Here is a 6,000-nt window from a genome sequence, read left to right as displayed (position 1 = left end):
CCGGTTGATCGATCAGATGCTGAAATCATTTGCCTGCCATACCTTCAGAGGCTCCATCATTGCGCCGCAGGCGAGGATATACCGTTCCGTCATTCTTCCGTTTACCCAGTCAGCCCAGTCCTTGATGCATCTGCTGAATGCCGATAGTCCGGTCGGCAACAGCGAATGGATGGTCTTCTTAATGAACAGCAAGTACCGGCTGCCGTATCATTATGCAAGTCTTATGGACAAGCCCTTGGAGATGGAGTATCAGACCGGAAACGCTTGGGTTAAGCTTAGCAAGCAGCAGGATTATATGCTGACTTCGGTACAGTCGCCTAGATACGATGAGAAGCCGTCATTTTGGGAAAATTGCAGCTTTGATGATTCCGCCGACGTAGAGTCCAATCTTTATATTAAATCCTTTAACGAGCGGTTTCACGGAACCTCGCGATTTGAACCGGGCGTGCATGGCTACCAGCAGCATATGTGGTATGCGGCGCTCGATAATGATACGGTAATGTTTACCAACCATCCGGGGGAGATGTCGGACGATGGCGGCATGCGCCCCGGCTACTGGTATGGGAACGGCATCATGCCGGCGGTCCGGCAACAGGGCAATTTGCTTGGAGCTATCTATGACATTGGGGAAGATCATCCGATTGCATTTACCCATCTGTTTTTTCCGTCCAGCAAATTTGATTCGGTTACACAGGATGGGCCATGGCTGTTTGGACAAAAGGGTGGCGGTTACGCAGCGATATGGTGCAGTGATGCGATGTTGCCTCATAACGACCGCCTGATTGACTGCGAATACCGTGTATATGGAACCAGAATGGCGTATATTTGCCAGTGCGGCTCGAAGGAGGAATTCGAAAGCTTGGACCATTTTATAAACTATTGTAAACTGCTTTCTCCTGCATTCGATCATTCGGAGCTGAAGCTATCTGCTTCAAATGGGTATGCACTGTCATTTATCCGAAGCGAGAACATAACTCAGTACGTATAGATTTAATGGGATAACAAAGTAATGAACGAGAATGGAACACATAAAGGAGGACGCTGCAATGAGCAGACTGAACGTATGGGAAAATGCTGAACCGGGCGTAAAACGGAAAATATTTACTCCGGGCCAGACGATTATGATGATGGAGGTTCATTTTGAGGAAGGAGCGGAAGGTTATTTGCACAGTCATGTGCATGAGCAGCTTTCTTACTGTTTGGAAGGGAAGCTGGAATTTACGGTCAACGGAGAGAAAGCCGTCATTTCGGCGGGAGAGACGATCTACATTCCGAGCCTTGCCGAGCATGGCTGCCGCGCCCTTCAGAAGAGCAAGTTGCTGGACACTTTCACTCCGCTCAGGCAGGATTTAATCGAATAGGTTATAAGACATACGTCCATCGTTAAAAACATAAACAGGCTTCCTGCGTCAGCACTCGTGGGAGGTCTGTTTTTGGATGAAATATGCCATATATATCATTGATAATAGTCAGTTTTACTCGAAGCTGAACAATTCACCGGATGCCTCTTTCTTGAAAGACTCACTTCCATCAGCATTAAACCGATGGACGTACCTGAGCTCGCCTATGGAAAAGTTGTACGCTTTTAATGAAGAGGGCAACTCCATTATCATATGGGTCTGAATGACGATGATGCCCTTTCGATAGCGAAGCAGTGGATGGAGTCAGATGGGGGAAATAAGGATATCCATTATAATAAACGCGGCCAATACGTGTTGTCCTACTTGAACGACAAGGCTTCGGATAATCATTGGAAATATGTATTAATACGGCCGATGAACACATTCGTATCCTCATCGGAGCAACTGAAAGGCCAAATATTTAGCAGCTGACTTCTCGTATTGTTAATCGGGCTGCTATTTTCTTATTTGATTTCCAAACGCGTATATTTCCGATGGAGAAGCTGGTATCCAGCGTACACAGCTTTTATCAGCCGGGCTCAGCAAACGATTCGCAAAATGAGTTTGCAATGATTGGAAGCACACTGTCTACGTTAGGTCAAACGATTATTTACCACAGCAATGCCATTACATGATCAGCTATATTCGTATAGTGTTCGTATATCTCTACCTTATTCGGGACCGTCATGAACGAATCATTTTCTAACTGTGTTTAATCATTTTGATCTATCTAACCAGCTCAATGAACCTGCCGGCCGCACTGGAAAGAGGCATGTTTCGCATAGTCATGATCCCCACGTGCGTGGGCGGCAGCTGCACATCCAATTGAATTTCGAAGAGAGAGCCCTCTTTCAGCTCATTCGAAACAAATTCTCTGGTTACGTAAGAAATGCCGAGTCCTTTCCGCGCAAACTCGATAAGAAGATCCACGCTTCCGACCTCGATTTCAGGTTTGAGCGTATAGCCGTAATTTTGAAATAATTCCGTAATGGCCATTCGTGCCCGGCTATTGCGCGAGAATAGGATGACGGGATGCTGGAGCAGCATATCTAATGATAGAACCACGTCCTTAAGCTCTGCATAACGGGCCCCCGCTACGAAGCAATCCTGCAGCTTTATAGTCTCCCTCACTTCAAGCTGTGAATCGACGATAGGCATGCGAACGACGCCCAAATCAATTCTGCCCTCTTTTAAGAAAGTGATAATTTCCGGAGTCGTTCCGTGATTTAAGTGAAGTCTGATACCGGAATGATGATGATGAAAGGCTTCCAAGAACGGAAGCAAATAATGCTTGAACAGCGAATCGCTTCCGCCGATTCGCAGCTCTCCGCTGTCCAGATTTTTTAGCGCGGCCATTTTTTCTTCGGCCAGCGATATTAAGATTTGAGACTGCTCAACAAAGGAATACAGTATGGCGCCCTCTTGCGTCAGCGTAACGCCTTTTGAAGTCCGGTAAAACAAAGTGATGCCAAAGCTGTCTTCCAGCTGCTTGATGGCATGGCTGACGCTCGGTTGGGTGAGGAACAAGGCTTTAGCAGCCTTAGTTAAACTTCCTGTCTTCGCAGCCCAATAAAAAACCTTGTACAATTCGTAATTATTGTTCATAGACACGGTCTATAGCTCCTGTGAAATATATTAATTACTTGTATAGTTGATAATCGTATTATAGTGGAAATACGAAACAGAAACCAGATCTTGCGGAGAGAGGAAGAAGGAGAATATGATGCCTATTACAAAAACAATTGAGCATTTAGCTATCGATACGATCCGAACCTTGTCCATCGATGCCATAAACAGCGCCAACTCCGGTCATCCTGGGCTGCCAATGGGAGCAGCACCGATGGCGTACGCCCTTTGGTCCAAACTGTTAAATCACAATCCCGGCCATGCCAAATGGTTTAACCGCGACCGCTTCGTGTTGTCTGCGGGTCACGGCTCGGCTTTGCTGTATAGCCTCTTGCATTTGTCCGGATATCAGGTGTCGCTTGAAGATTTAAAGCAGTTTCGCAAGCTGAACAGTAAAACCCCGGGACATCCCGAATTTGGGCATACGGATGGCGTAGATGCGACAACAGGACCTTTAGGACAAGGCGTTGCCATGGCTGTCGGGATGGCGATGGCTGAAGCCCATCTGGCCTCAAAATTTAATCAAAACGGTTTCCCGGTTATCGATCATTATACGTATGCGCTCGTCGGGGACGGCTGTTTGATGGAAGGAATCTCTTACGAGGCGATGTCCATGGCTGGACATATGAAGCTTGGCAAATTAATCGTATTGTATGATTCCAACGACATTTCATTGGATGGAGCGCTTAACCTTTCCTTCGGCGAAAATATGCGAAAAAGAACGGAATCGGCTAATTGGGAATATATACGGGTAGAGGACGGCAATGACGTATCGCGAATTGCCGAAGCGATTGAAGCAGCCAAGAATAATGATTCGCAGCCGACTCTTATCGAAATTCGGACGATTATCGGTTATGGAAGCAAGGTGGCGGGAACGAACAAAGCACACGGCAATCCGCTCGGCAAAGATGAGGCAAAGGCAACCAAGGAAGCTTACGGTTGGGAGTATGAGAATGAATTTACCGTTCCGGACGAAGTCAAAGCTCATTTCGAGCAGCTTAAACAAAAGGGCGCGGCCAAGGAAGAAGAATGGAACCGTTTGTTTGCTTCCTATAAAGCGCAATTTCCTTTGCAAGGTAAAGAGCTTGAGCATGCCATCACCGGATCCGTGTTGTTGGATACCGCAGATATCCTTACGTTTGACGCTTCTAAAACCATTTCGACCCGCGTAGCGAGCGGAGAAGCCATCAATCATTACGTGAAAACCGTTCCTTCCATCTTTGGAGGAAGCGCGGACTTGTCGCATTCGACGATGACGGACATCAAGGGAGAGCAAAAGTTCGCAGTAGAATCCTATTCGGGCCGCAACATCTACTTTGGCGTTCGCGAGCACGCTATGGGTGCTGCCGGCAATGGTATGGCGTTGCATGGGGGCGTAAAACCATTCGTAAGCACCTTCTTCGTATTCAGCGATTATTTGCGCCCGTCGATTCGTTTGGCTGCGCTGCAGAAGCTGCCATTAATTTACGTATTCACCCATGATTCGATTGCCGTCGGGGAAGATGGACCTACGCATGAACCCGTCGAGCACCTGGCTGCATTGCGCACGATTCCAGGACTTACGGTTATCAGGCCGACCGATGCCAACGAGACGGCGAGCGCATGGGCGTATGCCTTGCAGCAAAATGAAGGTCCGGTAGCTCTGGTGCTGAGCAGACAAAATCTTCCGGTATATGAATCGACCAAGGCCAATATGGAAAATGTAGCCAAAGGAGCTTATATCCTAACGGAAACCGACAATCAGCCGGATGTCATCCTGATCGGAACCGGATCCGAGGTAACGCTTGCCGTGAACGCTAAAGCGGAGCTGGAGCGGGATAACATCTCTGTACGCGTAGTTGCCATGCCGAGCAGAGAATTGTTCGACCGTCAATCAGAAGCCTACAAGCAGAGCGTTCTTCCTGCTTCCGTTTCGAAGCGTATAGCTATTGAAGCCGGTATTTCATTGGGCTGGGAGCGTTATACGGGACAGGACGGCAAAGTATTGTCGATTGAAACGTTCGGCGCTTCAGGACCCGGTACTGAAGTTATGGATTACTTTGGTTTCTCCATGGAAAATGTGGTACGCTTAACTAAAGAATTAATGAAGTAAATAAAAATAATCATTTAAAAAACGGAGGTAGTAAACTATGAAATTTTTTATCGATACTGCAAATGTGGAAGACATCAAAAAAGCGTATAAAATCGGCGTCTTATCCGGTGTTACGACGAATCCGTCTTTGGTTGCCAAAGAAGGCGTGAAATTCGAAGACCGAATTGCTGAGATTTTGCGGGAAGTGCCCGAGGTTGAATCCGTTTCTGCCGAAGTAACGCCTGATGCGATTACAGCAGAAGAAATGATCGCGCAAGCGGACGAGCTGATCAAAATCAATAATCATGACAAAAACATTACCATCAAGCTTCCGATGACGCTGGCAGGCCTGGAAGCTTGCCGTTACTTGACTAAAAAAGGCGTGAAAACAAATGTGACGTTGATTTTCACAGTGAACCAAGCGCTCTTGGCCGCTCGCGCAGGCGCTACTTATGTTTCACCATTCCTTGGCCGCTTGGATGACATTTCGGAAGACGGCGTCCTATTAGTTTCGAAAATCGCCGAATTATTCCGTACGCATAACCTTGACGCGCAAATTATCGCCGCATCCGTCCGTCACCCGGATCACGTGACTCGCGTAGCGATGGCAGGCGCGCATATTGCAACGATTCCGTTTGCGGTTATCGAACAAATCTCCAAGCATCCTCTAACGGATCAAGGGATGGAGAAATTTGCTGCCGATTGGAAAAAAACAGCTTCACTTTAATTTTAAAGCTGGATAAGCTCAATGAATATAATTACGGCGATAAAAAAATAGCATTTGTGCTCCTCATGAATTGACTCTGAACTTATTATGTTATATTATATGACATATAAACAATTGCGTAAGAAAGAATCTAGTTTCTGGTGTTATATAATTTGACGCAACGTAAGTTTCAACCA

General features: G+C 46.8%; 5 protein-coding genes and 1 pseudogene. 5 read left to right on the top strand and 1 reads right to left on the bottom strand.

The window, feature by feature from the left end; translation table 11 throughout:
* The 3 genes and pseudogenes from L1N85_RS16260 to L1N85_RS16250 all read left to right on the top strand — a co-directional run.
* Positions 1-988, top strand: a pseudogene (locus tag L1N85_RS16260) (hypothetical protein); the annotation flags it as partial.
* Positions 989-1,046: 58 nt separating this feature from the next.
* Positions 1,047-1,361 (top strand): cupin domain-containing protein, encoded by a 315-nt coding sequence (locus tag L1N85_RS16255; RefSeq protein ID WP_235240129.1) that lies wholly within the window; start codon positions 1,047-1,049, stop codon positions 1,359-1,361.
* A 252-nt stretch (positions 1,362-1,613) separates the two neighbouring features.
* The gene (locus L1N85_RS16250) at positions 1,614-1,832 is read left to right on the top strand and encodes a hypothetical protein (protein ID WP_235240128.1); all 219 of its coding nucleotides are present in this window, start codon (positions 1,614-1,616) and stop codon (positions 1,830-1,832) included.
* Positions 1,833-2,126: 294 nt separating this feature from the next.
* On the opposite strand, the gene L1N85_RS16245 is transcribed toward L1N85_RS16250, so the two are convergent.
* Positions 2,127-3,005 carry a LysR family transcriptional regulator gene (locus L1N85_RS16245; RefSeq protein ID WP_235240133.1) on the bottom strand — a complete coding sequence of 293 codons (879 nt, stop codon included), beginning with the start codon at positions 3,003-3,005 and terminating at the stop codon, positions 2,127-2,129.
* A 118-nt stretch (positions 3,006-3,123) separates the two neighbouring features.
* On the opposite strand from L1N85_RS16245, the gene tkt reads away from it, so the two are divergent.
* Both tkt and fsa read left to right on the top strand, forming a co-directional pair.
* A complete protein-coding gene (gene tkt / locus L1N85_RS16240; protein WP_268818322.1) occupies positions 3,124-5,118 on the top strand; it encodes a transketolase in 1,995 nt (664 codons plus the stop codon).
* A gap of 37 nt (positions 5,119-5,155) precedes the next feature.
* A complete protein-coding gene (gene fsa, locus L1N85_RS16235; RefSeq protein WP_235240127.1) occupies positions 5,156-5,824 on the top strand; it encodes a fructose-6-phosphate aldolase in 669 nt (222 codons plus the stop codon).
* The last annotated feature ends 176 nt before the right edge of the window (positions 5,825-6,000 follow it).

Origin of the sequence: Paenibacillus alkaliterrae, assembly GCF_021532375.1 — a bacterium.
GTDB classification, from domain to species: Bacteria; Bacillota; Bacilli; order Paenibacillales; family Paenibacillaceae; genus Pristimantibacillus; species Pristimantibacillus alkaliterrae.
Note: the sequence above shows the minus strand (reverse complement) of the source record. Positions and strands in the feature narration are given on the sequence as shown.

What these genes read in the sequence shown, in the direction of transcription:
- L1N85_RS16250 (WP_235240128.1), top strand. Translation starts at nt 1,614, where the DNA reads ATGGGTCTGAATGACGATGATGCCCTTTCGATAGCGAAGCAGTGGATG.
- L1N85_RS16245 (WP_235240133.1), bottom strand. Translation starts at nt 3,005, where the DNA reads ATGAACAATAATTACGAATTGTACAAGGTTTTTTATTGGGCTGCGAAG.
- fsa (WP_235240127.1), top strand. Translation starts at nt 5,156, where the DNA reads ATGAAATTTTTTATCGATACTGCAAATGTGGAAGACATCAAAAAAGCG.
- tkt (WP_268818322.1), top strand. Translation starts at nt 3,124, where the DNA reads ATGCCTATTACAAAAACAATTGAGCATTTAGCTATCGATACGATCCGA.
- L1N85_RS16255 (WP_235240129.1), top strand. Translation starts at nt 1,047, where the DNA reads ATGAGCAGACTGAACGTATGGGAAAATGCTGAACCGGGCGTAAAACGG.